19 protein-coding genes and 3 pseudogenes are annotated in these 21,164 nt (G+C 69.3%); 15 read left to right on the plus strand and 7 right to left on the minus strand.

Annotated features, from left to right (window positions below):
* Positions 1–492: 492 nt before the first annotated feature.
* On the plus strand, positions 493–726 hold the full coding sequence (locus tag QMF80_RS16600; protein WP_502962863.1) for a DUF6296 family protein: 234 nt from the start codon (positions 493–495) through the stop codon (positions 724–726).
* A 318-nt stretch (positions 727–1,044) separates the two neighbouring features.
* Here the strand turns inward: QMF80_RS16600 and dhaL are convergent, their stop codons facing one another.
* The gene (gene dhaL / locus QMF80_RS16605; protein ID WP_283453932.1) at positions 1,045–1,650 is read right to left on the minus strand and encodes a dihydroxyacetone kinase subunit DhaL; all 606 of its coding nucleotides are present in this window, start codon (positions 1,648–1,650) and stop codon (positions 1,045–1,047) included.
* Between the two features lie 37 nt (positions 1,651–1,687).
* Positions 1,688–2,695 carry a dihydroxyacetone kinase subunit DhaK gene (gene dhaK / locus QMF80_RS16610; protein ID WP_283453934.1) on the minus strand — a complete coding sequence of 336 codons (1,008 nt, stop codon included), beginning with the start codon at positions 2,693–2,695 and terminating at the stop codon, positions 1,688–1,690.
* 244 nt (positions 2,696–2,939) lie between these two features.
* Between dhaK and QMF80_RS16615 the strand changes: the two genes are divergently transcribed.
* The 5 genes and pseudogenes from QMF80_RS16615 to QMF80_RS16635 all read left to right on the plus strand — a co-directional run bounded on the left by QMF80_RS16615 (position 2,940) and on the right by QMF80_RS16635 (position 9,877).
* A complete protein-coding gene (locus QMF80_RS16615; protein ID WP_283453936.1) occupies positions 2,940–3,785 on the plus strand; it encodes an MIP/aquaporin family protein in 846 nt (281 codons plus the stop codon).
* A 107-nt stretch (positions 3,786–3,892) separates the two neighbouring features.
* A complete protein-coding gene (gene glpK / locus QMF80_RS16620) occupies positions 3,893–5,410 on the plus strand; it encodes a glycerol kinase GlpK (protein WP_283453938.1) in 1,518 nt (505 codons plus the stop codon).
* 78 nt (positions 5,411–5,488) lie between these two features.
* The gene (locus QMF80_RS16625) at positions 5,489–7,201 is read left to right on the plus strand and encodes a glycerol-3-phosphate dehydrogenase/oxidase (RefSeq protein ID WP_283453940.1); all 1,713 of its coding nucleotides are present in this window, start codon (positions 5,489–5,491) and stop codon (positions 7,199–7,201) included.
* A gap of 520 nt (positions 7,202–7,721) precedes the next feature.
* Positions 7,722–8,456, plus strand: a pseudogene (locus QMF80_RS16630) (response regulator transcription factor).
* On the plus strand, positions 8,453–9,877 hold the full coding sequence (locus QMF80_RS16635; protein WP_283453941.1) for a sensor histidine kinase: 1,425 nt from the start codon (positions 8,453–8,455) through the stop codon (positions 9,875–9,877). The pseudogene QMF80_RS16630 and the gene QMF80_RS16635 overlap by 4 nt, the downstream one beginning before the upstream one ends.
* Positions 9,878–9,963: 86 nt before the next feature.
* Here the strand turns inward: QMF80_RS16635 and QMF80_RS16640 are convergent, their stop codons facing one another.
* Complete coding sequence (locus QMF80_RS16640) at positions 9,964–10,137, minus strand: CsbD family protein (protein ID WP_283453943.1); 174 nt, start codon at positions 10,135–10,137, stop codon at positions 9,964–9,966.
* Between the two features lie 209 nt (positions 10,138–10,346).
* On the opposite strand from QMF80_RS16640, the gene QMF80_RS16645 reads away from it, so the two are divergent.
* Positions 10,347–10,508, plus strand: coding sequence for a hydrophobic protein (locus QMF80_RS16645; RefSeq protein WP_283453945.1), 162 nt, complete (start codon positions 10,347–10,349; stop codon positions 10,506–10,508).
* Between the two features lie 489 nt (positions 10,509–10,997).
* Here the strand turns inward: QMF80_RS16645 and QMF80_RS16650 are convergent, their stop codons facing one another.
* On the minus strand, positions 10,998–11,555 hold the full coding sequence (locus QMF80_RS16650) for an inositol monophosphatase family protein (protein ID WP_283453946.1): 558 nt from the start codon (positions 11,553–11,555) through the stop codon (positions 10,998–11,000).
* 354 nt (positions 11,556–11,909) lie between these two features.
* Between QMF80_RS16650 and QMF80_RS16655 the strand changes: the two genes are divergently transcribed.
* From QMF80_RS16655 to QMF80_RS38345, 3 genes and pseudogenes are all read left to right on the plus strand, one after another.
* Positions 11,910–12,869, plus strand: coding sequence for an Lrp/AsnC family transcriptional regulator (locus QMF80_RS16655; protein ID WP_283453948.1), 960 nt, complete (start codon positions 11,910–11,912; stop codon positions 12,867–12,869).
* A 558-nt stretch (positions 12,870–13,427) separates the two neighbouring features.
* A complete protein-coding gene (locus QMF80_RS16660) occupies positions 13,428–13,895 on the plus strand; it encodes a hypothetical protein (RefSeq protein ID WP_283453950.1) in 468 nt (155 codons plus the stop codon).
* Positions 13,882–14,025: pseudogene (locus tag QMF80_RS38345) on the plus strand (transposase); the annotation flags it as partial. The gene QMF80_RS16660 and the pseudogene QMF80_RS38345, both read left to right, overlap by 14 nt.
* A gap of 203 nt (positions 14,026–14,228) precedes the next feature.
* Here the strand turns inward: QMF80_RS38345 and QMF80_RS16670 are convergent.
* On the minus strand, positions 14,229–14,897 hold the full coding sequence (locus QMF80_RS16670) for an HSP18 transcriptional regulator (RefSeq protein ID WP_283453954.1): 669 nt from the start codon (positions 14,895–14,897) through the stop codon (positions 14,229–14,231).
* Between the two features lie 129 nt (positions 14,898–15,026).
* Here QMF80_RS16670 and QMF80_RS16675 point away from each other — a divergent pair, with 129 nt between their 5' ends.
* The 3 genes from QMF80_RS16675 (at position 15,027) to QMF80_RS16685 (ending at position 16,439) form a co-directional block, all read left to right on the plus strand.
* Positions 15,027–15,461 carry an Hsp20/alpha crystallin family protein gene (locus tag QMF80_RS16675; RefSeq protein WP_283453956.1) on the plus strand — a complete coding sequence of 145 codons (435 nt, stop codon included), beginning with the start codon at positions 15,027–15,029 and terminating at the stop codon, positions 15,459–15,461.
* Between the two features lie 97 nt (positions 15,462–15,558).
* Positions 15,559–15,954 carry a DUF2267 domain-containing protein gene (locus QMF80_RS16680; RefSeq protein ID WP_283453958.1) on the plus strand — a complete coding sequence of 132 codons (396 nt, stop codon included), beginning with the start codon at positions 15,559–15,561 and terminating at the stop codon, positions 15,952–15,954.
* Between the two features lie 38 nt (positions 15,955–15,992).
* Complete coding sequence (locus QMF80_RS16685; RefSeq protein WP_283453960.1) at positions 15,993–16,439, plus strand: DUF2267 domain-containing protein; 447 nt, start codon at positions 15,993–15,995, stop codon at positions 16,437–16,439.
* Between the two features lie 176 nt (positions 16,440–16,615).
* Here QMF80_RS16685 and QMF80_RS16690 read toward each other — a convergent pair whose 3' ends face one another.
* Together QMF80_RS16690 and QMF80_RS16695 are read right to left on the minus strand one after the other, a co-directional pair.
* The gene (locus QMF80_RS16690) at positions 16,616–17,755 is read right to left on the minus strand and encodes a serine hydrolase domain-containing protein (RefSeq protein ID WP_502962866.1); all 1,140 of its coding nucleotides are present in this window, start codon (positions 17,753–17,755) and stop codon (positions 16,616–16,618) included.
* Between the two features lie 397 nt (positions 17,756–18,152).
* Positions 18,153–18,389: pseudogene (locus QMF80_RS16695) on the minus strand (winged helix-turn-helix domain-containing protein); the annotation flags it as partial.
* Positions 18,390–18,817: 428 nt separating this feature from the next.
* Here QMF80_RS16695 and QMF80_RS16700 point away from each other — a divergent pair.
* Entirely contained in the window at positions 18,818–19,252 is a 435-nt protein-coding gene (locus QMF80_RS16700; protein WP_283453966.1) for a PLL family lectin, read from the plus strand.
* Positions 19,253–20,542: 1,290 nt separating this feature from the next.
* Entirely contained in the window at positions 20,543–20,830 is a 288-nt protein-coding gene (locus QMF80_RS16705) for a hypothetical protein (RefSeq protein WP_283453968.1), read from the plus strand.
* The last annotated feature ends 334 nt before the right edge of the window (positions 20,831–21,164 follow it).

Here is a 21,164-nt window from a genome sequence, read left to right on the forward strand (position 1 = left end):
ACGGCTCGTCATGACCGCACGCCGGCGCTGGACGCGACGCGACCACTAGGGTCTCTGTCCCGGAGGGAGGGGCACCCTGCTCATGGACGGCATGGCGCGCTACTGGGACGCTCTCGCAGCGGCCGCCGACGCCGACGGCGACAGGCGGCTCACGCCCGAGGAGCACCGCGCGGGTATGACCGGCGCGTTCATCACCCCTGCCGACGGCTCTGAGGGCGTGTTTCGGCCTCTGACCGAGGCGATCTGTGCGCTGCTGGACACCGATGGGGGCGGCGAGGTCGACGAGGACGAGTTCTCGGCCTGGCAGGAGGTCTTCCGTACCGTGCCGGAACACCGTCAGGCAGCCTTCCGGTCCCTCGACACGGACGGCGGCGGCAGGCTGAGCGTCGGCGCCGCGTCCCGGTGGGCCAATCGCCGCAGTGGCGTGGACGAGCCGGGCACGACGCCTTTCCATGGAGGGACGGCCGACGGCGGCACGGATCGGGAGGTGTGGTGGACGAGGACCGGTATGAGCTGGTGTTCCGGAGCGGCGGGAACGGGGGACGGACCGAGGACAAGGTCCTCGTTTCGCGTACCCCGCAGGCGGGACCGGGTGGTCATCCTGTGTACGCGGACGAGACCGGGATCATCCGGGCGGAGATCAGTGACCAGGGCGAGGTCAGAATGCTGGCCTCCGGCGGTCAGCAGGATCCCACGTACCCCGTGGTGGCCCGTCGGCCCACATGAGGGTCGGGAGCCGGTGAGGGGCTGCGGGCCACCCCTTCGGGTCAGGCGCAGCCGGCGGACGGCACGCGCTGCCCGCAGCCCGTTCGCCCTGGCATGTGCTGTCTTCATTGCCCCGTATTGCGTATCACGCGGCCCGCTGGGATCACATAGCGCCGGAGCACGCCACCGACGAGTCCTCTTCCTCCACCGGGGGTCGCTCTTCGCGTCGAGTCACGAGAAAGGCCACCGAGCCACCCGCCGCCAGGCCCCGCGCCAGTTCTGTCACCGATTCGGCGACCTCCGCGCTGTGCGACACCAGGACGATCCCGACCCCGCTGCTTACGAGACCGGGTCCGCCGTGTCCGCCAGCGCCCCCAACAGCAGCGCCGATGACGTCGCCCCCGGGTCCTGATGGCCGATGCTCCGCTCGCCCAGGTAGCTGGCCCGGCCCTTGCGGGCCTGCATCGGTACCGTCGCCTCCGCTCCGTTCTCCGCCGCGTCCGCCGCCGCGCGGTACGACGTGCTCAGCGCCGCCACCCCCGGGACCAGCGCGTCCAGCATCGTCTTGTCGCCCGGCGCCGCCCCGCCGAGCTGAGCCACCGCGCCGACCCCGGCGTACAGCGCCGCACGCAGCTCCCCGTCGGAGACCTCCGTGGCCTCCCCGAGCTCCTTGCCCGTCCGCCGCAGCAGCGTCCCGTACAGCGGTCCGGACGCCCCGCCGACCGTCGAGATCAGCGTCCGCCCGGCCAGCTGGAGCACTGCTCCCGGCGCGGCCGGAGTCTCCGCCTCCAGGGCCGCCCGTACCGCCGTGAAACCGCGGCGCAGATTGCTCCCGTGGTCGGCGTCCCCGATGGGCGAGTCGAGCTCGGTCAGCCGATCCGCCTCCCGTTCCACCACGGCCGCGGCGGCCATCATCCAGCGCCGGAAGAAATCTGCGTCACGCACCGGTTCTCCTTGCATCAGAGCATCCCAGTCCCTACCGTCAGCGGCCCCAGCGGAGCGCCGCGGTCTGCACGGGCGCGTCCCACAGCCGCAGCAACTCCTCGTCGGCCCGGCACAGTGTCACCGAACACCCCGCCATGTCGAGCGAGGTGACGTAGTTCCCCACCAGCGTCCGCGCCACCGGCACGCCACGCTCGCCCAGTATCAGGGCCACCTCCGCGTGGAATCCGTACAGCTCCAGCAGCGGCGTCGCCCCCATCCCGTTGACCAGCACCAGCACCGGCCCGTCCGCCGGGCCGCCCAGCTGCGCCATGTCCTCCAGTACGGCGCCCACCGCGATCTCCGCGATCTCCCGCGAGGGCATCATCGGACGCCGCTCCCGGCCCGGCTCGCCGTGGATGCCGATCCCCAGCTCCAGTTCGCCGTCGGGCAGGTCGAAGGTGGGGCTCCCCTTGGCCGGTGTCGTGCACGCGCTCAGCGCCACCCCGAAGCTCCGCGAGGACGCGTTCACCCGCCGCGCGAGCGTCGCCACCCGGTCCAGCGGCGCGCCCTCCTCCGCGGCCGCCCCGGCTATCTTCTCGACGAAGAGGGTGGCCCCGGTGCCCCGCCGCCCGGCGGTGTACAGGCTGTCGGTCACGGCGACGTCGTCGTTGACCAGCACCTTCTCGACCCTCAGGCCGTCCTCCTCGGCGAGCTCGGCGGCCATGTCGAAGTTCAGTACGTCCCCGGTGTAGTTCTTGACGATGAACAGCACCCCCTGTCCGCCGTTCACGGCCGTCGCAGCCCGCTGCATCTGATCGGGAACCGGTGAGGTGAACACCTCACCGGGACACGCCGCCGACAGCATCCCGGGTCCCACGAAACCGGCATGCAGGGGCTCGTGGCCCGAACCGCCCCCGGACACCAGCCCGACCCGCCCGCCGTCCCGCGCGTCCCGTCGTACGACGATCCGCCGATCCACGTCTACATCCAGCTCGGGATGGGCCGCGGCCAGTCCCCGCAGCGCATCGGCGACGACCGTCTCCGGGCTGTTGATCAGCATCCTCATGGCAATCTCCCGGTAAAGTTGACAGGTGAGCCTCTGAGTAGGGTTTTCGCAGGTCAGGGGAGGGGTAGCCGGTTCCCGGTGCCGACGCTCTCCGTCCGCTGAAAGCCGGTCCGTCCTGAGTCAAGTGTGACGGCCGGGAGCCACTCTCCGCGAGTGTGCGAGGGACCTTGGAGCGTCCTATGCTGATATCAGGAGGGTTCGGGCAGTCGGCGGCCGGTCCTGGGCCGGTGGGAAGCGGGCTTCCATGACTGAGCGTCTGAAAAGGTCGGGGTTGATCGGCGAACTGTCGGCCGAATTCGCCGGGACCATGATTCTCATCCTCTTCGGTGTCGGTGTGGTGGCCCAAGTGGTCGCGGGCGGTGCGCTCACGACTCCTCCGGGCGGCCTCGGAAACCACGACAGCATCGCGTGGGCGTGGGGCCTCGGCGTCACCCTCGGCGTGTACGTCGCCGCAAGGCTGAGCGGTGCCCATCTGAACCCCGCGGTGACTGTGGCCTTGGCGGCCTTCAAAGGTTTCCCGTGGAGCAAGGTGGCGCCCTACGTGCTGGCCCAGACGGCCGGCGCCTTCGTGGCGGCCCTATTGGTGCGCTGGAACTACAGCGAGGCGCTGGCGAAGGCCGACCCCGGCCACAGCATCAAGACCCAAGGCGTCTTCTCCACGCTGCCGGCCAACGGCAATCCGAATCTGCCGGTCACCGAATGGGGTGCGCTGCGTGACCAGGTCATCGGCACCGCGATCCTGCTGCTGCTGATCCTGGCCATCACCGACCTGCTCAACACGCCCCCCGGCGCCAACCTGGCCCCGTTCATCATCGGCCTGGTCGTCGTGGCGATCGGCATGGCCTGGGGCACCAACGCCGGCTACGCGATCAACCCCGCCCGTGACTTCGCTCCTCGGCTCGCCAGCTTCCTTACGGGATATCGCGGAGCGTGGCGAGATCAATACGGGCACTTCTACTTCTGGGTTCCGATCGTCGGACCGTTGATCGGCGGTCTGCTCGGAGCGGGTCTGTACAAGTTCTTCATCGGCCGGTTCCTGCCGACTGCCGAGCCGGAGCCCCCCGGACGTATGCCGGTCCCGGAGGGGTGACCTGGCTCTGCCCCGGGGCCCGACCGTGGCTGCGTAGGGCCGGCCGTAATGCCGTGGCTGCGTAGGGCCGTAATCCAGTCCCACCTCACAGGAGAGGCGGCATCCCCATGGCGGACTTCGTCGGTGCGGTGGACCAGGGAACCACCAGCACCCGTTTCATGGTCTTCGACCACGACGGTAACGAAGTGGCGAAGCACCAACTGGAGCACGCCCAGATCCTTCCACGCCCGGGGTGGGTCGAGCACGACCCGGTGGAGATCTGGGAACGCACCAACTCGGTGGTACAGAACGCCCTTCGGCACGGGAACCTGAGGCCGGAGGACCTGGCGGCGATCGGCATCACCAACCAGCGCGAGACGAGCGTGGTCTGGGACCCCCGCAACGGCCGTCCCTACTACAACGCCATCGTCTGGCAGGACACCCGCACCGACTCCATCGCCGCCGCCTTGGAGCGCTCGGGCCAGGGCGACGTCATCCGCCGCAAGGCGGGGCTGCCACCGGCCACATACTTCTCCGGCGGCAAGATCCAATGGATCGTGGAGAACGTCGACGGCGTCCGCGAAGCGGCGGAGCAGGGCCATGCCATCTTCGGCAACACGGACTGCTGGGTGCTGTGGAACCTCACCGGCGGCCCGGACGGCGGTGTCCACGCCACCGACGTCACCAACGCCAGTCGCACGATGCTGATGAACCTGGAAACCCTGGACTGGGACGACGAGTTGCTGGGCTTCTTCAACATCCCCCGGGCCATGCTGCCCACCATCAACCCGTCCTCGCACCGGGAGGCGTTCGGCACGACCCGTACCTCCCGGCCGCTGCGCGCCGCCATCCCCATCACCGCCGTGCTCGGCGACCAGCAGGCGGCCACCGTCGGGCAGGTCTGCTACGCGCCCGGCGAAGCCAAGAACACCTACGGCACCGGCAACTTCCTGGTGCTCAACACCGGCACGGAATTGGTCCGTTCACAGCACGGCCTGCTCACCACCGTGGCGTACCAGTTCGGCGACAGCCCGGCCATCTACGCCCTGGAAGGCTCCATCGCGGTCACCGGGTCCGCCGTGCAGTGGCTGCGCGACCAGATGAAGATCATCAGTGATGCCGCCGAGAGCGAGCGTCTGGCCGCCACCGTCGAGGACAACGGCGGCATCTACTTCGTCCCCGCCTTCTCGGGCCTGTTCGCCCCGTATTGGCGCTCCGACGCCCGCGGCGCGATCGTCGGCCTCGCCCGGTACAACACCAACGGCCACCTGGCGCGGGCCACTCTGGAAGCCATCTGCTACCAGAGCCGCGACGTGGTGGAGGCCATGGAGCAGGACTCCGGCGTCCATCTGGACGTGCTGAAGGTCGACGGCGGTGTGACGGCCAACGACCTGTGCATGCAGATCCAGGCCGACATCCTCGGCGTACCGGTCAGCCGCCCGGTCGTCGCCGAGACCACGGCGCTCGGTGCCGCGTACGCAGCCGGTCTGGCCACGGGCTTCTGGCGGGACACCGACGAACTGCGCACCCACTGGCAGGAGTCCAAGCGCTGGGAGCCCGCCTGGTCCGAGGAACAGCGCGCGGAAGGGTACGCGGGCTGGAAGAAGGCGGTGGAGCGCACGCTGGAATGGGTCAAGGTCGAATAGACCCGGCTCGCGGCCGGGGCTGCCCGCCGAGGGCGCCCCGGCCCCAGCGCGGGCCACCGCAGCACGAGGAGGAGACCGATGGTGAATCCAGTGGCTCTCTCTCCCGAGGCGCGGGCGCGGGCCCTCAAGGCGCTGGGCGAGGGCGAACTGGACGTCCTCGTCGTCGGTGGCGGAGTAGTGGGCGCCGGGGCGGCTCTCGACGCGGCCACCCGGGGCTTGAGCGTCGGCCTCGTGGAGGCCCGGGACTGGGCCTCGGGGACTTCCAGCCGCTCCAGCAAGCTGATTCACGGAGGCCTGCGCTACCTGGAAATGCTGGACTTCCGGCTGGTCGCCGAAGCGCTCAAGGAGCGCGGCCTGCTGCTCCAGTTCCTGGCCCCGCATCTCGTGCATCCGGTGCCGTTCCTGTACCCGTTGCGACACCGGGTCCGGGAGCGTCCGTACGTCGGCGCCGGCGTGCTGCTCTACGACATCATGGCCGCGGCCTCGGGCACCTCCAGCGGCCTGCCCCACCACCGCCACCTGCTCAAGCGCCAAGCCCTGCGCGAGGCGCCCGCCCTGCGCTCCGACGCCCTCGTCGGCGCGATCCAGTACTGGGACGCCCAGGTGGACGACGCCCGGCACACGATGTTCCTCGCCCGCACCGCAGCCGCCTACGGGGCCCTCGCCGCCAGCCGGACCCGGGTCAGCCGCTTCCTGCGTCAGGGGGAGCGGGTGGTGGGAGCCGTGGTCACCGACCTGGAGACGGGCGACGAGACCGAGGTACGGGCCAAGCAGGTCATCAACGCGACCGGTGTGTGGACCGACGACACCCAGGCCATGGCCGGCACCCGCGGCCAGTTCCACGTCCGCGCATCCAAAGGCGTGCACCTGCTCGTGCCGCGCGACCGGATCAACTCCCGTACCGGGCTGATCCTGCGCACCGAGAAGAGCGTGCTGTTCGTCATCCCCTGGGGGCGGCACTGGATCATCGGAACCACCGACACCGACTGGACTCTGGACAAGGCTCATCCCGCCCTCAGCTCCAAGGACGTTGCCTACCTGCTGGAACACGTCAACCGGGTGCTGACCAGGCCGCTGGCCGCGGAGGACGTCGAGGGCGTGTACGCGGGCCTGCGTCCCCTGCTCTCCGGCGAGGCCGCGGAGACGAGCAAGCTGTCCCGGGAACACCTGGTCGCCCACCCGGTCCCCGGCCTCGTCGTGGTCGCGGGAGGCAAGTACACGACCTACCGGGTGATGGCCAAGGACGCGGTCGACGAGGCGGTCCGCGGCCTGGACGAGAAGGTGGCTCCCTGCGTCACGCAGAGCGTCCCGCTGCTCGGCGCCGACGGCTATCCGGCCCTGTGGAACTCCCGGCACCGGCTCGCCGAACGCTCGGGGCTCCATGCCGCCCGCATCGAGCACCTGTTGAACCGTTACGGCTCCCTGGTGGGAGAACTGCTCGACATGGTCGCGGCCGCCCCTTCCCTCGGTGAGCCGTTGCCGAGCTCGGACGACTATCTGCGGGTCGAGGCCGTCTACGCGGTGACTCATGAAGGAGCCCGCCATCTGGAGGACGTGCTCGCCCGCCGCACCCGGATCTCGATCGAGTCCTGGGACCGCGGCGTGGACGCCGCGCGTACCGTCGCCGAGCTCATGGCGCCTGCTCTGGGCTGGGACCGGGCTCACCAGGAGCGCGAGGTCACCTACTACCTGAAGCGGGTGGCGGCCGAACGCGAGGCGCAGCAGCAGCCGGACGACCGGACGGCCGACGCGGTGCGGCTCGGCGCCCCCGACATCATCCCGGTGCGCTGAGCGGCACGCCGCGGCCCGCTCGGAAAGCACCTCCACCACCGTGTCACGGGCAACAATCAGGCGTTCGAAGGCCCGTTTCGCCTCGTCGATCACGGCCGAGACGGGCAGGCCCCCGGACCGGGACTCCTTCGGGACGCTCACCGGCGAACTGGGAAGCGATCTCGACTGTTGTCCGTAGCCGTCCTCCGGCTGCCTGCCCTCCGGGCGGCTCCTCGCAGTCACCGATGCGCGGAGGACTCAACTTCAAGGCTGCGGCGCGGGCGTCGGTGGCGCATCCCGCGGCTCGCATACGTCGTGGTCGCATACGTCGTGGTCGCATACGTCGTGGTCGTGAACGTGGTGGTCATGGGGCTCCTCCGGAAGTAGCGCATGCTCCGGCGATGGGCGGCCAGCCTCACAGCCCAGCCTCTTCGTACCTTCTGAAACAGCGCCGCCGACCGCTCTCAGCTCCGATTCAGAGGAAACTCAGAGGCATGCCTCATCCCTGCCGTCGCCTGCGCTGGGGGATGCTGAAGGAATCATGGACGAGCCGCGTACGACATCGCTTCTGCGCCACCCGGACGGAGACCCCGTAAGGATCCTCGTCGTCGACGACGAACCCGATGTCACCGACGTCCTGGCCGGGGTCATCACCGGCGAGGGCTGGCAGGTGCGCACCGCAGGCGACGGTGCGGCCGCGCTGGCGACGGCCCGTGCTTTCCGGCCCGACGCGGTGGTTCTGGACTGGATGCTGCCCGACCTGGACGGGCTCCAGGTCCTGCGGGCCCTCAGACGTGAGATGCCCAAGGTGTGTGTCCTGTTCCTGACCGCCCGCGACGCGGTCGAGGACCGCATCGCCGGGATCACTGCGGGCGGCGACGACTACGTGACCAAGCCCTACAGCCTGGAGGAAGTCCTGGCCCGGCTGCGCGGGCTGCTCCGGCGGGCCGGCATGACTGCCGGACCCGGCACGAACCGGCTCACCGTCGGGGACCTCACGATGGATGAGGAAGCCCGGGAGGTCCGGCGCGACGGGGCCACCGTCGAGCTGTCCCGGACCGAGTCCGAACTCCTGCGCTTCCTCATGCGCAACCCGCGCCGGGTCCTGTCCTAGGACCAGATCCTGGACCGTGTCTGGGCCTACGACTTCGGCGGACGTGCCCACATCGTCGAGCTCTACATCAGCTACCTGCGCAAGAAGATCGACACCGGACGTACCCCCATGATCCACACCGTGCGCGGTGTCGGCTACATCCTCAAGCCGGAAGCCTCGTGAGGCGCCCGCCGCCCCGCACTCTGCGCGGCCAGCTCACCGTCGGACTCGTCGCCCTGCTCGCCCTCGCCTGTCTCGCCGTCGGAATCACCACCGCCCTTGCTCTGCGGGGCTTCCTGATGGGGCGCCTGGACGAGCAGCTCTCCGCGTCCGGCGGCCGGTTCGCGGCCAGCCTGGAACACGAGGCCAAGCCCGACGCCGACAACCTCCCCGACACCCGGGGCCAGGCCGAATCCACCTTCGGCGCACGTCTCCTGGACGACACCGTCACCCAGGCCGCCGTCGTCGACGCCGCCACCGCCCGCCCGCTCCGGCTCACCCCCGGGGACCGCCGCACCCTGAGGGGAATCCCCGTGGACGGAGAGGGGCACAGCATCCGCCTCTCCGTTCTGGGGAAGTACCGCGTCACGGCTGTCCGGGGCGACGACCAGGACACCATGATCACGGGCCTGCCCCTGCACCCGGTGGAAGAGACAGTTCACCGCCTCGAAGCGGTCGAAGCGGCGCTGTTCGGCGCCGCCCTCGTGGCCACCGGCATCGCGGGGGCCGTGTGGGTGCGGGTGTCCCTGCGCCCCCTCCAGAAGGTCACCGCCCGTGCGGCGGAGGTCGCCGGACTGCCGCTGGCCAGCGGCGAGGTCGCCATGCCCGGACCGCTCCCCGACACCGACCCCCGTACCGAGGTGGGCCAGGTCGGCACCGCCCTCAACCACATGCTCGGCCACGTCGAAGACGCCCTGACCCGGCGTCACGCGAGCGAGGAGAGACTCCGTCACTTCGCCGCCGACGCCAGCCACGAACTGCGCACTCCCGTCGCCAACATCCGCGGCCACGCCGAACTCGCCCTGCGCCACCACGGCCCCGTCCCCGCCGAAGTCCGTCACGCACTGGAACGCATCGGCAGCGAGTCGCAACGGATGACCCGCCTCGTCGACGACCTGCTCCTCCTCGCACGCCTGGACGCCGGACGGTCCCTCGAACACGAACCGGTCGACCTGACCCTGCTGATCCTGAACGCGACGGACGACGCCCGCGCCGCCAGCCCCGGCCACCACTGGCTCCTCGACCTCCCCGAAGAACCGGTCACCGTCACCGGCGACGCCCACCGCCTCCAACAGGCGATCGGCAACCTCCTCGCCAACGCCCGGACCCACACCCCGCCGGGCACCGACGTGACCATCTCCCTCACTACGGAACAGACCACCGTCTGTGTGGACGTGAGTGACAACGGTCCCGGCATCCCCGACGAACTCCAATCCGAAGTCTTCGGCCGTTTCGTCCGCGCCGACCACGCCCGCTCCCGCAGCACGGGAAGCACCGGGCTGGGCCTGGCCATCGTCCACGCCGTCATCACCGCTCATGGCGGAACCGCCACGATCACCAGCCGCCCTGGACACACCACCTTCCGCCTCGCACTCCCCGGCTGAACCGTGCGAGCCTTCATGGCTGTGCGGAGGCTCCGGACCCCCACCGGGTCCGGAGCCTCCGCACAGCCATGAGAGTGGTGCGGGGTTCAGTCCTTGACGACGTCCTTGATCTTTTCCTTGGCCTGGCGGGCGTCGCCCTTGGCCTGTTCGGCGCGGCCCTCGGCGGTGAGGCGTTCGTTGCCGACGAGGCGTCCGGCGGCTTCCTTGCCCTTCCCCTTGGCCTGCTCGCCCTTGGCCTTGGCCTTTTCTTCACCGGACACGGTCATCACTCCAAACAGTGGAAGACGCTTACGGCACTACGTCTGACCCGATCCGGGAGAGGCAAACGTGCTCGGTTGGGCGACTGGTCCCGAAACGCTCCGCGCGGGCGGCCAGTGCGGTTTCCCGCCTGCACAGATAAGAAACAAATAAATTTCATGTGCATGGGTGGGGGTAGCCAGGGCAGACGTCGTTTCGGAGGTTGATAACTATGGTTCCCCTGCTTCTTGTTCTTCTGCTGGTCCTGCTTCTCTTCGGTGCGGGTTTCGCGCTGAAGATCCTGTGGTGGGTTGCGATCGCGGTACTGGTCCTGTGGCTGGTCGGGTTCGTGGCCCGTCCGAAGGGCGGTAGTGGCCGCTGGTACCGCTGGTAGACGTAGCGTCTGCCCGTCAAGGCGTGGTGTGGGGCCCGTACCGTCTCGGTACGGGCCCCACACCCGTCTCCGCCTTCCTTGCCCTGTTCCTGGTGAGGGCCGGATTTTTCGGGTACGTGCTGATGCGGCGGGGTGGTTGCCGTGATGCAGTCGGAAACCGGCTGCTCCACAGATCGGCAGCCGCCCACGTCTTCCCAGGACAGGATCCCCAAGGGGGACCGCCCTCACCCGCAGGAGGCGAATTCTGAACGGGGCGGGACGGCAACCGGTTTCCGGCTGCCGCCGTGTAGAGAGGCGTAGCGGTTTTTCGAGAACGCGGAGAGGGCCGAACGGCCTGCGCCCATATACTCGAACGGCACCACTGACAGCGGCCGGTTGGAGCTCCCCGTGTCCGACCGGTGGGGATGTCGCTCTTCGTCGTCGTAGGTTCTGGCCGCATGGGTGAGTCGACGGAGCTGAGCGTAGTGGTGGGCCGTGGCTCGGGTGTGGTCATTCGGTGTTGGCCAGTAGGCCGAGCAGCGTGCTGTGCAGGGCGGGTGGTGCGGCGAGGAAGCTGTCGGCTCCGGGTCGCCAGGGCCGGCCGTGGGTGTCGGTGACGAGGGCGCCTGCCTCGCGGGCCACGAGGGCGCCGGGCAGGAGGTTGGTGTCGTCGTGGCCGTATTGCCAGAAGGCGTCGAGGCGGCCGGCCGCGGTGTCGGCGATCTGCCACGAGGTGGGGCCCAGGTCGCACACGGCGCCGACCACGGGCAGTACGACGCTCAGCGAGTGGCCGGCTCGGGCCGCGGCTTCCGGCTGCCGTGCGATGAACGGGGGCCGGCTGGTGGCGACGACCGTTACGGCAAGGGCGGTCTTGGCCGATGGAGTGACCTGCTTGCCGTTGCGGGTCGCACCGTGTCCGGCGGCGGCCAGGTAGGTCTCGTCCAGGAGGGGCGCGTGCAGGACGGCCGCCACCGGTTCGCCGTGGCGGACCAGGGCGACGCTGACGCAGAACTGCGGTAGGTCCTGCATGAACTGGACCGCGCCGTCGATCACGTCGACGACCCACACTTCGTCGGAATCCGGTAGGGGGCGAGGTTGTCCAGTTCGTCTGCCCACGGCGTTCCGGGGCGCAGTGCTTCCAGATGGCCGCGCATGATCGTGACGGCCGGAGCCTCCAACGCCCGTACACCGTGCGCAGCTCGTCCAGTGTGGTGACGGGGGTGGGCCTGGCGGTCCTGGTGAGGAGTGCTCCGACCGCCTGCGCGGCGGTGGCCATGGGGGGGAGAAGGTTCGCGTACGGCATGTCCGGCTCCTGAGGGTGTCCGTTTGAAGGGGTTCGCTCTTCAAGGCTGCGCGAGCCATGCCTGATCGCTCCTCTCCTGAATCAGTTCGTGAGTGATAATGCTGGTCATGGCGGCAGACATGGCGAATTTGGTACTTGATGAGCGTGATCAACGGCTGATCGCGGCGCTGCAATGTGACGGGCGGCTCACCGCGGAAAGAGCCGGTGAAGCCCTCGGCATCAGTGCCCGAACGATCCACCGCCGGTGGCGCACGCTCGCCGCGGACGGCACGATCCGCGTCGTCGCCCAACCGGTGAGGCCCGATTCGACAGGCGCGCTCCTGCTCAGGATCCGGGTGCTGAAGGGCAAGCTCGACGTCATCGCCGCCGCGCTGGCCGCCCGTGACGACATCCCCTTCATCGACCTGTCCGCTTCGGGGGATGAGATCCACGCCGTCTCATGGACCCAGCCCGGCTCCCGTGACCCCTTGGTGTTCCGGCAACTACCCACCACCCAGGCGGTCACCTCGGTGACGGCCTCCACCGTGCTCCACGTCTTCTCCGAAGCCGCTGACTGGCGCCACGACGTGCTGAGCGAAGCCGAACGGGCCGCGCTCACCCCCGCCCACCAGGACCCCGCCCCCGGCGCCGAGCCCGACGAGGTCGATCTCGCCGTCCTCGCGGCACTCCGCGACGACGCACGGACCCCGGCGGCGGCCGTGGCCGCCCGCACGGGATACCCGGACTCCACCGTCCGGCGCCGTATCGCACGACTGACCGCGGGAGGCCGACTGCTCACCCACGTCGCCGTCGACCCGAAACGGCTCGGGCTCCTGATCGATGCGAACGTCATGATGCAGGTCTCCCCGGACCGGCTCGACTCCGTCGGGCGGGTGCTGGCAGCCCACCCCGCCGTGCACGGGGCGCTCGCCACCACCGGACCGTTCAACCTGTACGTCGCTGTCTGGCTCCAAGGGCTCGAAAGCCTCTACCAGTTCATCACCCAAGACCTGGGCGGTCTCGGCGTCACCAGCGCGGAGACCGTCATCGTCGGCCAAGCCGTCAAGAGACCCGGCTCATCCACGACCATCCGCCGGTGACCGGCCGTAGCTTGCCCCCTTGCCGAGGCGACGCCGTCCAGCACTGCCTGTGCCGTAGAGGCGATGTCCGAGGGCACGGATCTCCCAGGACGCGTCAGATCAACTGACCAAGCGATCAAAGAGACGCGCTCCAGTGCCGCGTCAGGCAGTGTTTGCCCGTTGAGGAGCGGCGTTCGGTGCGTGCTCTCGGCGTGCCGGCCGGAAGCCCTTGTACTGGACGTAGGTGGGCTTTCGGCCGGTGCGGCGAGAGTGGGTGCCGGTCGTCGCGACGGGGCGAACGTTTCCTGACGCGACACTAGCTAGGCCTCGGAGACCTCCACCTCGGGTACGAGGCCGTAGCCGCGGATCTCATAGTCGAGTACCGATCCTGCTCGTGCGTGGCGGGAGCAGCGACGTGATGCGCGAGGACGTCGTTGGGGGATTCTGCGCCCGGTTCGGGGCGCAGTGCGTGGAGGTGGCCGGAGCGGGGCACATAGTGGTCGGCGGTCGCAGCGAGCGCTGGCTCGACGTGATCGTCATGTTGGGAAGAAGTCGCTTGAGCGAGTGGGGGAGATGCCGGTGGGGACGAGTGGAGACGAGGGGCGGACGTACGTACCGGGCGAGGAGGAGGTGCTGGAGGCCGTGGGGTGGCTGGGGCGTCCTTCGACCGCGGAGGAGGTCGCCGCGCGGGTCGATGAGCGGACCGGGCGCGGCGGCGTCGCGCCGTCGGCCTCCGTGGAGGCGGTGCTCGGCCTGCTGCGCGAGTTGGAGAAGAGCGCGCGGGTCAAGAGCTACACGCCCCAACAGTGGCGGACCCTGGGAATCGCCGTGTACAGCGCCGCACCCTATACGAGGTTGTGGTGGTCGGTGGAGCAGTTGCAGGAGAGGGCCGTCTCGGGAGGGCAGCGCTACCAGCGGGACAGGCGTGGCCAGGAGCCGCGTGGAACAGCGGACCAGGAGGACCCGGTCGCGGCGAACCTGCGGCGGGTCGCGGAGCAATGCGAGGAGCAGTACCGCGCCCGCCGCTTCCACGGGCCGGCTACCTGACGGTCGGCGTAGGTCGATGCAGCCGATGGCCGAGCGTCTCGGGACCGACCACCAGCAGCTCCAGCAGTTCATGACCTCCTCGACCTGGCCCGTTCAAGAGGTGCGGGCCCGGCTGGCAACTGCCCGGGCGTAATCGCCGCAAGTCTGGAGTGTGACTGGCCGTCCTCTATCCAGAGCCTCATCGACCGCGGAGCCCTCCAGGCCAAGTAGCTCCACCCGGCGGGTACGCGGACGGGCCCGGTCTCCACAACCGGGAGACTGGGCCCGCTGGCGTGGCCGACCCCGCCGTCAACCGCTCACCTCGTCCACGATGGCCTGGATCGTTACGACCTCTTACGTGCTCCGCTGGTCGTGGGTGTTCTGGCGGAGCTGGTCGGTGTGCCGGGCCAGGGTGTCGATGCGTTCGGCGAGGTCGGCGTCCTGGGGCCGCAGGTGAGCCCGGGTGGCGCTCAGGGGGTGCACGAGGCGGGCGGGGTCGTTGTCGGCGAGGGCCCGGTTGAGATCGCTGACCGCGTTTTGGGAACTGGCGGGCAGGTCGGTGAGGGCGGTGATCTGTCCGGCGAGGCGGCGGAGGTCGGCGGCGTTGTCGCGGGCCCAGGCGGTGATGGTGCGGTCGGCGGCGCGGGTGTCGCGGGTGGCCTGGACACGCTCTTCGCCGGTGGAGCCGGGGGTTCCGGGGCGCAGTCGCAGGTAGCGGCGTTCTGCGGCCTGGCGGCTGGCGACCCCGAGGGGACCGGCGAGCTCCGCCCAGCTCGCACCCCTCCCGCGGGCCGTCTCGATCAGACCGCTCTCCCAGCCCCCGAGCTCCTCGCGGACCTCGCGCAGCATCAGTAGCGCGGCCAGAGCCGGATCCGGGCCCGCGTCCAGCATGGGCGTCGTGTCGGAGGTTTGTGTTCCCGCGCAGGGCCGTCGGGCGTCCAGCACTGCCTGCTCGATGGCCTTGAGCGCCGTGGCGGCGGCGGGGAAGGGGACCTGCCGTGCGGGTGGTGCGGTTTCGTTCATGGGGCTCTCCGTGGCTCTGTCATCCTCCAGATGACTCCCTGCTTGTCATCGTTTCAATGACATGTTACAACGGATGCACGTTGAAGCGCATTGGCAGTTTCTGCCTGAGCCAAGTGGAGGTGTTTCGCGATGTTGATGCGCACTGACCCGTTCCGCGAGGTGGACCGGATCGTCCAGCAGCTCTCCGGATCGTCGGGTACGTGGTCGAAGCCGTCCGCGATGCCGATGGACGCCTACCGCGAGGGCGACGACTACGTGATCGCCTTCGACCTCCCCGGAGTGAGCACCGAGGCGATCGACATCGACGTCGAGCGGAACATGCTGACCGTGAAGGCTGAACGCCGCCCGGCCGCCAAGGCCGACTCCGTGAAGGTCGAGCTCTCCGAGCGGCCCCTGGGTGTCTTCTCCCGGCAGATCGTCCTGGCCGACACCCTGGACACCGAGCGCATCCAGGCCGACTACGACGCAGGTGTCCTGACCCTGCGCATCCCGATCGCCGAACGCGCCAAGCCCCGCAAGATCAGCATCCGCGGCGAGGCCGGGCCCAAGCAGATCTCCGGCTGAGCCAGCCCCACCCGCGGTGGAGGGCGGGGATCCGTTTCCCTCCGGCACCCCGTCCTCCGCCCCCCTCGGCCCCTCACTCCTTCCCGGAGGTGACGTGATGTCGATGCGCAGAGAGCCGTTCCTGGCCAACGTCCAGGAACGCGGCGAGTACGAAACCGTGGAAGAGACCGACCGCGTGGCCCGCGTCGTCCTGGCCCTGCTGGGCGCCCATCTGGTGGGAAACGTGCGCGCGGAACTCGCCGCCCGGCTCCCCGAGACCTACGCCCTGATCCTCCTCAACCCGCTGCAGGCGACGGAACCGCTCTCCCCGGAGCGCTTCGTCCGTGCGACGGCGGCCTGGATCGAGGGCGCCACCGAGACGACGGCGCTCTGGGACATCGGCGCGGTCCTTTCCACCGCCGCCGCCGCAGCGGGCGACGTCCTCACCCGCGAGGTCCTCCTCCAGCTCCCGCCCGGCTACGACCTCCTCTTCGGCCACCCCCAGCCCGCCTGACCACCACCGGCCCTTCACAGAGAAAGGCATCCTCAGCCATGTACGACCAGCCTCGAACGAACCCGTCCCAGACGGTCATGACGTTCGACCAGATGCTGGAACGTGTGCGCTACGAAGGCGCCTACCCCACCCGCGAACGCGCCGCAGAAGCCGTCCACAACGTCCTGTCCGCCCTCGGCCGCCAGCTCACCGGCGACGAACGCGTCGACCTCGCCCACTGCCTGCCCGTCGAAGCCGCCCTGCCCCTGACCGCCCAGATCCCCGCCACCGAACAGCTCACCGGCTGGGGCTTCATCAAGGACCTCGCGGCCCGCACCGGAGCCACCCCTGCCATCGCCCGCTGGGACACCGGCGCCGTACTCGCCGTCGTCACCCGCCTGGCCGGCCCCGACCTCCTCGCCCGGATCCTGCGCCAGCTCCCCGGCGGATATGCCCTCCTCTTCGGGCAGGCGGAACTGCGCCACCCCCACCCCGCCGCCGCCTGACCGAGCCGGCTGCGCACGGCCATGCATCAGGGCCGGGACCGCAGAGTGGTCCCGGCCCGGGATGGCGTGCGGGTCAGTGCTTAAAGGTGTCTTTGGGGTCGGGGCGCTTCCGGCGGACTACGTTGAGGATCGTCGACGCCTCGCCCGCGACTGGGGAACCGTCGCGATCCCGTCACTCATGTGCCGCAGAATTCGGCTTCGACGACTCGCTGTTCGTGGACGTTCCAGTCGCCATTGAAGTTCAATGACAGCACGTGCCCGCCGTCCGTGGTCGCCATGGTCTGCGAGATGGAGCCCTGGATGCCGCCGTTGTGCCCCCATACCTCGATGCCGCAGGTCAGCTTGATCTTCATCAGGCCCAGGCCGTAGGAGACGGCCGGCATCTCCTTGATCAGCTCGGTCGTGGTCATCTCCGCCAGCTGACGCCTATGGAGGAGCCGACCGGAGAGCAGGGCCTGGTAGAACCGATTGAGATCACGGGTGTTGGAGACCATTTCCCCGGCGGCGCCTGCGAGGGAGGGGTTGAGCTCGGTGACGTCGTACGTAGGGCTGTTCGGTTCTGCGGGCCCCGCGAGTTCCCCGGTCAGCTTTGAGTAGGCGCGTCCACTGGGGCCTGGCACGCGGGCCCAGGTGCCCGGCAGTGTGGTGGAGTCCATGTGCAGGGGGCGCAGGATCCGCCGCTCGATCTCGCGGGCGTACGAGTGGCCGGTGGCTTTCTGGATCACCATCGCGGCGAGGACGTAGTTGGTATCGGAGTAGCTCCACCCTGTGCCGGGGTCGAAGGCCGGCTGGTGGGTCATGGCGAGTTCGACGATCTGCTGCGGCGTATAGGTGTCGTAGCGGTGCTGGAGGAAGTCGGTGCTGAACTCCTTGCGTTTGAAGTCCTCGTCGTCGGTGTAGCTGTAGATGCCGCTGGTGTGGTTGAGGAGCTGGCGCAAAGTGATCTTCGTTCCGTCGTGGCCGTTGCCCCGCACCACGCCCGGCAGCCAGTGGTCGACGGTGTCGTCCAGGTTCAGCCTGTCATCGGCTTCGAGCTGGAGGACGACGGTGGCTACGAACGTCTTGGTGATCGATCCCGCCCGGAATCGGTCATCGGCCCGCGGCTGTCGGCCTGTTGCCATATCGGCAGTGCCCGCATGGCCTGCCCAGACGTCGTGCCCCCGCTGGGCGAGCGCGATCGCACCGGGCGGTCCGCCCTGGACCACCCCGTCCAAGGCCGCCTGCGTGGCCTGGTGGCCGCTGCGCGCGGTCGAGGCCTGACCGGCGTCCTCGGCGCCCGCCGCCGACGCGGGCAGGGCGAATCCGGCGGTCAGCATCGCCGTCGCGACCGCCCCGACAGCGGTGACCCGCAACCTCGGCGCCCCGGGCCTGCCGCCAACCCTCCTCCTGGGCGAACGTGATCCGTCTGCTGCATGCGTGTGCTCGTACACGAAAGGCTCCTGCCGGGCCGGTGGGCGACAACTGCTCTGTGAGCCCAGTATTTTCGGTCAGGGCCTGCGCCCGGAATCCTGCCAGCCACCTGCTGTGAGGTGGTGCTAACCCCCTGACCGCCGGTCAATCTCCTCGGCGCCGACCGGTCGGCGCATCGCACGAAACGCTGACGGCTGCTCGATCGCGTTCGGTGGGGTTCGGTGGGGTTCGGCGTCGTGAGTCACCGGTCAATGCGGCCCAGTGGGTGGTGAGTGGTTTGGTGACTCACCGGTGTGGGGGACCTCGGGCGCGGGGGGGCGTCATGGAGAATCCGGCCTCGTCCTCGAAGACCATCCAGCCCCGTGGGGCGCCGCAGGCTTTTATTTCCGGCCACACCTGCTGCTTCCACACCTTCCGCTTCCACAGCTCTACCGCGTGTTCGTCTCCTTCGAGTGCTCTGCGGGCAAGCGCCTGCCCGGACCAGCCGTGCCGTTTCAACAGCCGCCACACCGTGAACCGCTCGCCGGGCTGTAGCTGGATCCCCTCACGAAACGCCCGATGCTCAGCGGTCAGGCCCCCACCCTCCGGATAGCGCGTACCACCGGCCTACCGCAGGGACACGTCAGCGCAACGTTAGTGAAGCGTCAGCGGGACGTCAGGGCCAGGGCTGACACTGGACGGCCAGCAGCCCACGTCGTCCCTCGGGGAGGATCCAGGAAGGAAACCGCATTGTCTCGGCGAAGCTGATGGTGCGCCGGTTTTCCGGTCGGGGGCAGCCGCTCGGCGCCACAGGCGGCAGATGTCCGTGGAGACGCCGTCCACGTCCCAGAACGCACGCTCCATGACGTACAGGTGTCAGGCGCGACCTGCATACGCGTACGTGCTGTCCACCTGCGACCGGTAAGCTGGCGGTATGTCATATCCTGGCTGTAAGGCCCGGATTGAGCGGATTACATCGAGAGAGTAGGGTGCTTACGTTGAAGAAGTTCAAGGCTGTTGTCGTCGCCGTCGCCACCATGGCAGGACTGGTCGTGGCCGTCGCACCAGCTCAGGCGGCCGACACCTGCAGTGCGGGGGGAGGCGGCCAGTACATATGTGATTACGGCGTGAAGAACCATGCGCTTCCGAACGGCGAGAAGGAACAGTTCTTGGTCGGCCTCGACTATGCGGTGTGGACGCGTTGGACCGTCAGCAAGAAGTGGTCCGGCTGGGTGTCCATGGGCAAGCCCGATCCCTTCGGTTCTGCCAGCGCCGCGAGCGATATCAGGGTGACCGACTCGCAGGAGCAGAGCGGATTCCGAACGAACATCTACCTCCGCAACAGCAACGGCGCCTTCGTGGGCAAGACGCGCCCCGCCCTCGGGGCGGGCTGGTGGCCTTGGGACTTCCCCAACTGCTGCTGACCGAGTGGTCCGAGTGTTCCGCTGCCTGGATCGTGTGTGATTCCAGGGTCGGCTGCCACGCCGGACCGGAGAACTCTCGCCGGTCGGGCGGCGGGCCATGAGCTCGGCCATGGCGATCACGGCTTCCGAGCGGTGCGGGTGGGTTTGGTAGTAGCGGGCCGGGCTGCACCGGTGCATGAGCCGGTCGCCCCCTCGATGGTCCAACTCCGCGGAATCACCGTGGACCATGGGCTCCCAGGGGCCTCAAGGCAGGGTGGACGTCGATGCCCAAGCGGGCGTCGTGGCCGATGCCAGCGGTGCGGTGGTCGGCGTTCACCCACGCCTTGCGGGCCGCGGGCGAGCTGTGGGCGATCCGGGACAGTGGACGGACGCTGGCGCGGTGTCCGGGGCAATCGCGGCGGTGACCATGGCGATCAGCAGCAGGCCGAGAGGGTCCGTCCCAGATGCCGCTTGCGACGGCGAGGGCCCGTGCCGTGGGGAAAGCCTCATTGACGTTCAGATTCGCATCAACCACGCCATGGGCGCTCGCGCGCGTCGCGAAGCGATGAGGAACAGCCGTGAGCCGGCCTACGGCGAGTGATCGCCTGGCAGTCCGAGCCGGACGCCTTCACACACCAGTGCCAAGCCGTGGGAGGCAACCGGGACGCGTTCGGCGTTTCCTCCGAGTCTCGGACTTCACGCGTGATTGCGAGCGCATCGATGCGGCGGCTGTGCCGGCAGCTCCCGTCAGACGGCGCACCGCCAGTAGACCCGGACGTGCTGATCGCTCTGGAGCAGTTGCACAGCGCTCTCGTGCAGCGGTACCGACGGTGTGTCACAAACTGCGCGTGCGGGGCTGGGTGTCACCTCTGGCCCTTGCCTGAGCCTGGCTCGCTTGCGAGCCAGGCGGGCATCAGGGCACACGGCTACGGGGCGGGTCGACGTCGAGCCGGGCCGCGTCCGTGACCACGAGGTCGTCGTAGGCAGAGCACGACGCTCTGAACTGCACCTTCCCGGTAGGGACCGAAGTGGTGTCGAGCTGGCGGCCGCCCCTGTCGGGGCGACAGAACGCCATCGATGGTCCGTAGTGGTCCCGTGCGCTCCGGCAGGAGCCCCCGGCCGGGCGGAGGCCGGTCGTACGTCTGGTGAATCCCCAGGCGCGGGAAATCGTTGGAGACGCCGTTCGGGATCGTGGCACCATGTACGGCATGACGACGAACCGAAAGGTCCATGCCGCGTAGACGGCCAGGGCACATCCGAACTGGCGCTTCCCGCCACGGGACCCACGGGGCCAGGGCAGTCATCGACGGCTTGTCCTCACGCGCACAGTCCGAGGTCTTCGATCTCGAACGCACCCGCAACTATCTCCGGCCGGGAGACGTCAGCGCGGCTGTGCGCCTGTGGAAGGACTACGTCCACCGTCCCGAGCGCCAGCTGTGGGACGACGACGAGTGGGGCAACCCGTACTGGGACTGCTGCGGCAATCCTCTGGAGGCCCGGGCTCTGCTCGACACCGTGACGCGAGCCTTGTCCCCTCGAAGCGCCCGCGAACTCCGGCAGGCCATTGGACGGTTCGATGCCGTCTGGGACCGGCCGTGACAGCCGCTTTGTGCGGCCCGCAGTGTCTGCGCGGGGGACCATCAGGAGCGCCGGAAGTCGAACGCCTGATTGAATTAATGGATTACGTCCAGCCGCTTCCCTGACGATCTCGTACGCCTCCAGTCCGCCTGGCTGCGTGCGTACGAGGACATGGTCCGCCAGCCCGCAGGGGTGGGCACCACGGCTCACCACCCCGCGGTACGTCCGTTCGATCAGCCGAACATTCCCACCCTGACTGCTCTCTGACGCGGAATCGCAGATCCGGATCGAGACAGGGGAGGGTGCCGCATACACGGGCGAGCGCCGGCGGGGCCCGGGACTTCCGGGCCCGGCC

Source organism: Streptomyces sp. G-G2 (assembly GCF_030063135.1).
GTDB lineage: Bacteria > Actinomycetota > Actinomycetes > Streptomycetales > Streptomycetaceae > Streptomyces.

What these genes read in the sequence shown, in the direction of transcription:
- dhaK (WP_283453934.1), bottom strand. Translation starts at nt 2,695, where the DNA reads ATGAGGATGCTGATCAACAGCCCGGAGACGGTCGTCGCCGATGCGCTG.
- QMF80_RS16615 (WP_283453936.1), top strand. Translation starts at nt 2,940, where the DNA reads ATGACTGAGCGTCTGAAAAGGTCGGGGTTGATCGGCGAACTGTCGGCC.
- glpK (WP_283453938.1), top strand. Translation starts at nt 3,893, where the DNA reads ATGGCGGACTTCGTCGGTGCGGTGGACCAGGGAACCACCAGCACCCGT.
- QMF80_RS16625 (WP_283453940.1), top strand. Translation starts at nt 5,489, where the DNA reads ATGGTGAATCCAGTGGCTCTCTCTCCCGAGGCGCGGGCGCGGGCCCTC.
- QMF80_RS16645 (WP_283453945.1), top strand. Translation starts at nt 10,347, where the DNA reads ATGGTTCCCCTGCTTCTTGTTCTTCTGCTGGTCCTGCTTCTCTTCGGT.
- QMF80_RS16655 (WP_283453948.1), top strand. Translation starts at nt 11,910, where the DNA reads ATGGCGAATTTGGTACTTGATGAGCGTGATCAACGGCTGATCGCGGCG.
- QMF80_RS16670 (WP_283453954.1), bottom strand. Translation starts at nt 14,897, where the DNA reads ATGAACGAAACCGCACCACCCGCACGGCAGGTCCCCTTCCCCGCCGCC.
- QMF80_RS16675 (WP_283453956.1), top strand. Translation starts at nt 15,027, where the DNA reads ATGTTGATGCGCACTGACCCGTTCCGCGAGGTGGACCGGATCGTCCAG.
- QMF80_RS16680 (WP_283453958.1), top strand. Translation starts at nt 15,559, where the DNA reads ATGTCGATGCGCAGAGAGCCGTTCCTGGCCAACGTCCAGGAACGCGGC.
- QMF80_RS16685 (WP_283453960.1), top strand. Translation starts at nt 15,993, where the DNA reads ATGTACGACCAGCCTCGAACGAACCCGTCCCAGACGGTCATGACGTTC.
- QMF80_RS16690 (WP_502962866.1), bottom strand. Translation starts at nt 17,755, where the DNA reads ATGCTGACCGCCGGATTCGCCCTGCCCGCGTCGGCGGCGGGCGCCGAG.